At 44.9% G+C, this 4,289-nt stretch carries 3 protein-coding genes; 1 reads left to right on the forward strand and 2 read right to left on the reverse strand.

Annotated features, from left to right (window positions below; genetic code table 11):
- Positions 1 to 164: 164 nt before the first annotated feature.
- On the reverse strand, positions 165 to 1,268 hold the full coding sequence (locus VN429_RS06590) for a glycerol dehydrogenase (protein WP_325631193.1): 1,104 nt from the start codon (positions 1,266 to 1,268) through the stop codon (positions 165 to 167).
- Positions 1,269 to 1,413: 145 nt separating this feature from the next.
- On the reverse strand, positions 1,414 to 1,776 hold the full coding sequence (locus tag VN429_RS06595) for a heavy metal-binding domain-containing protein (protein ID WP_325631196.1): 363 nt from the start codon (positions 1,774 to 1,776) through the stop codon (positions 1,414 to 1,416).
- A gap of 133 nt (positions 1,777 to 1,909) precedes the next feature.
- Here VN429_RS06595 and VN429_RS06600 point away from each other — a divergent pair, with 133 nt between their 5' ends.
- Positions 1,910 to 4,252 carry a PEGA domain-containing protein gene (locus tag VN429_RS06600; RefSeq protein WP_325631198.1) on the forward strand — a complete coding sequence of 781 codons (2,343 nt, stop codon included), beginning with the start codon at positions 1,910 to 1,912 and terminating at the stop codon, positions 4,250 to 4,252.
- Positions 4,253 to 4,289: the final 37 nt, after the last annotated feature.

Consider the following 4,289-nt stretch of genomic DNA (forward strand, 5'->3'; position numbering starts at 1 on the left):
CTGATAAAAACCTCTACCTGGATCTTTGAACAGAAAGTATTGATACGTTTATTCTACATACCGAGTTCATTCAAATAAAAATCGGATTCTCCCCAATTCACCCACCAGTTTTCATGAAATCAGAACGGACCTCATAGCCGAAAAAATTTCCCGGGGCCATTATCTCATTTCCTGTTTAAAATAAATTCACGACCAAGGGCATCTGCTTTCATCATGGCGTCATAGATCATGCCCGGTGTTACCGCAAATGGTTCACATTCCATGAATGATCCGGGCTTGCATGCAGTTTCGGCAACCTTCATGATATCATCGGAGCTCATTTCACCGGAACATATTCCTGAAAAAGAAACTGGCAACCCAACACTGGTACAGAATTGCAATACTTCCTGTATCTCCTTATCAGGACGGCCTTCAAGAACCAGTTGAACGATGGTACCAAATGCCACAAGTTCACCGTGATACATATGATGACACTGAGGCAGAATGGTGAGACTGTTGTAGATCGAATGGGCGCAGGCAAGTCCATTGCTCTCAAATCCAACCCCACTGAGATAGATATTCGCCTCAACAATGTTTTCTAGTTCAGGAGAACATTCCTTGTTCTCTGCAGATTTTTTTGCGTGCACCCCATCTCGAATAAGAATCTCATAACAGAGTTTTGCCAGTGCAACAGACGTGTTAGTATACGTGCCACCAACAAAATTGTCATGATGTGAAGCAACGTTTGCCATAGCTTCAAAGTATGTCGAGAGAGCATCTCCCATCCCTGCAACAAGTAATCGCACCGGGGCATGTGCAATAATTTCTGTGTCTACCAGAATGATCTCTGGATTTTTTGCGAGGAGAAGGTTTCCATCAAATTCATGATCTTCAGTATAGACTACAGATATTGCACTTGTGGGTGAATCAGTAGATGCAATAGTTGGAATGGATATAACCGGGCACCCCTCATAATAAGAAACCCCTTTAGCAGTATCCAGAGCTTTGCCTCCCCCGACTCCAATAACTACTCCACATTGATTTGATGAGTAAACCAATCTGAGCCGGTCAATTTCATTATGAGTACATTCTCCATTAAATTTTTCAAAGACCAGCGTTGCTCCGGAACCTCTGAAACTTTCATCAATAATTCCTTTCAGATGATCGTAGGCAAAGCCACCCATGACAAAGAGATACGGGCCATGTAGTCGAGAAATATGATCTTTTATTCGCGAGAGTTCTCCTGCTCCCTGAATATATTTTGAAGGTGACGCGAGTACTCTGGACATAATACAGTATCTCATTTTTGGAACTATTAGTGTTCTCCCAGGAATAACCCGGGAGAAATCAACAGTGACAATGGCACTACACAAAAAAGATTCATTGATCAGGATATCAATATCACAAACAACACAAGACAGATGGATGAGATCCTCAAACCAACCGGACCGGTTTACTCTCTTCCTGTTCAGGTTCCACAACAACTGCAGTTCCATAAGCGAGCACCTCGGTCATTGACTGTCCTATCTCTGATGAATCAAATGCAACGCCAATGACGGCATTTGCTCCCATCTCCCTGGCATGATCCTTCATCCTCTCAAGTGCATGAGACCGTGATTCATTCAGCAGTTGTGTATACTCATGAATCTCACCGCCGAGAATGGTTCTGAGACCGGCTACAACATTTCCACCAAGACCCCTGCTTCTTACAATGAGACCCCAGGTAAACCCAACCTGGCTGACGATCTTAAAACCCGGAACATATGGGGTACTGACAATGAGAATATCAGAAGACATGTGATTTCCATGTGCAACACAGGGATAACATGTTTCTGTTATAGATTTATCATGTCAGCCTGATGAAAACCAGGGGATACAATTTTAGAAAGAACCCATAACCATTTCAATAAAGCATGAGTAGTATGGATCTATGAGGTTGTGGATACTAGTACTTCTCATATGTCTCATAGTCAGCTCGTCTTGTGCAGCGACTACAAATACAAGTAACCTGCTGTTAAACCTGACAACTAATATAACACCTGTAATTTCTCAGGTTCCTGTCGTCAGTCTGTCAACAACCACGCAAACCACCACAGTTCCAACTAGTGGCCCTACAACGCTGGTTACTCAGGTACCGACAACAGCAGAACCAACGAAAACACCAACAAAAGAGATAACGCTCATCCCTACTCTTAAGCCAATAAAAGTACCGGTAACTATACCGAAAAATCCTGCTATTGTGCCTAATACCACTATCACTCCCGCACCGGCTACCACATCTACTCTTCTTCCTACATTAGAACCCACAATTAAACCAGTAATATCATTAAAACCAGCCTTGAGTAGCAGTCTGGTAACCCAGGGTTTGTCTCCAATAACCGGTCTTTCACTTTCTGGAAATTTTAGTTTTATCTCTTCACCTTCGGGAGCTACAGTGACCTTTGATGGCTCTCCATCTGGAACAACTCCGGTTACTCTGGCAGTCGATGAAAGCAGCAGTACTCCACATACTATCAAAATGGAAAAGAGTGGATTCCAGGACTGGACTTCATCCCTTGATCATAACCCGGCTGCGGGGACAACTGAAACGATAACAGCTACACTGCAGGCAAGCCCTCTAAATGGATCAATATCAGTCTCGTCAACCCCATCCGGAGCAACAGTAGCAATTGACGGGTCTGATATTCAGACAACTCCTCACACATACCCGGAAGTAATTCCAGGATCCCATACAGTTACCGTCAGTAAAGATGGATACACACCATACACAACACCAGTAACTGTCGCATCTGGCGCAGAATCCGTGGTATCAGCAGTTTTAAACCAGGTATCTACTACGGGCTCACTCACTGTCGATACGTATCCGTGGGGGGCCGCGATCATTTTGAATGGTGTGGTCTATGGTATCACTCCCGCACACTATGACGCCATCCCGACCGGGACATATACTATGCAGCTTGCGAAGTTCGGGTACCAGCCGGTGACACAGACCATTGAAATCAGTTCAGGAAAAGAGAGCAAGGTTGAGGTTGCCCTGCCCAGGTACTTCCCGCCAACCGGGACACTGTCCATCCGATCATATCCAAGTGGCGGAGTAGTCACTCTTGATGGAGATTTTCATGGAGTCACTCCGGTACGCATCCACGGAATTAACCCTGGCAGTTACAATGTCAGAGTCTCAATTCCAGGATATCTTGACTGGATAGGTATCGTAGATGTTGTCGCAGGGAGAGAAACTTCCATCTATGGAACTCTCACGCCCAAAGGAACAACAGTCCACACCGGATCTATCGCATTAACATCCACACCATCTGGTGCCTCGGTGATACTGGATTCACGTCCACAGGGGATAACACCCATGACTCTTCAGAATATTCCCGGCGGTACACATACTCTTATACTCACATATCCGGGATACGAACCAGTTACAACAACAACAACTGTGCAGGAGGGAACGACAAGTCAACTCTCGGTATCCCTTAATCCATATACAGCACAGAATCTTACACCTGGATTAATTACACTGTCAGATGACGCAGCAGCATATCTCTCGATTCATGGAAGAACACAGGCACTTACTGACTTCAATAATCCTTCAAGCGGGTTTTCCAGTGATACCAAGTATGTCCTGGCTCTGGATTTGAACGGTACTGTTCTTGCAGATGCAGCAAACCCTGAACTGGTGGGGCTCAACCTTTCGCAGAATTCGAATCCTGTGTCTACCGGCCTCCTGGTATCATCTCTGGCAAAGATGGGTGGTGGGAGTTTGTATGCCACAAACCTGACAATAGGGGACAAACCAGTATCACTTCTTTATGTTAGGCCCGCAATCAGTGGCATCATCATTTCAGCAGTAACACCAGTTGATGGAATGGTCTCTCCCATCTTCTCTGGTGATCCGGAACGGATGAAAGAGAGTGTTCATGCCGCTGTTCTCCATGCAAAAGATCTCAAAAGGGAAGAGGCTGAGGCAAATATTGAGGCTGACTCGTACTCTTCAGCATCAGATATGCTTCTTCATACATTTGACTCAAACAGCACGGCTGACACCGATCAGAATGGTGTTAGTACTACCAGTCTTCTTATTGCTGTAGCAGAAAATGGAGGAGGTTTTGTATGGGTTCCCATGTTTGATGGATCAGACCACAGCATACTCACACTGGGATATGCAGAAATGGTGGATGATTCCTGGGGAATCTGGGCATCATCAGTTGAAAAAGGTCATGAGATAATTGTTATGATGGATGCTGTTCCGGTTGTGGTGTCGGTCTGAATAAAACGAAAAAACTTTATTTTTCGGAGTAGAGAGT

The organism is Methanospirillum sp., from assembly GCF_035560735.1.
Taxonomy (GTDB): Archaea; Halobacteriota; Methanomicrobia; order Methanomicrobiales; family Methanospirillaceae; genus Methanospirillum.

Excerpts from the sequence above, each read along its gene's own strand:
- VN429_RS06590 (WP_325631193.1), bottom strand. The coding sequence starts at position 1,268 with ATGTCCAGAGTACTCGCGTCACCTTCAAAATATATTCAGGGAGCAGGA.
- VN429_RS06595 (WP_325631196.1), bottom strand. The coding sequence starts at position 1,776 with ATGTCTTCTGATATTCTCATTGTCAGTACCCCATATGTTCCGGGTTTT.
- VN429_RS06600 (WP_325631198.1), top strand. The coding sequence starts at position 1,910 with ATGAGGTTGTGGATACTAGTACTTCTCATATGTCTCATAGTCAGCTCG.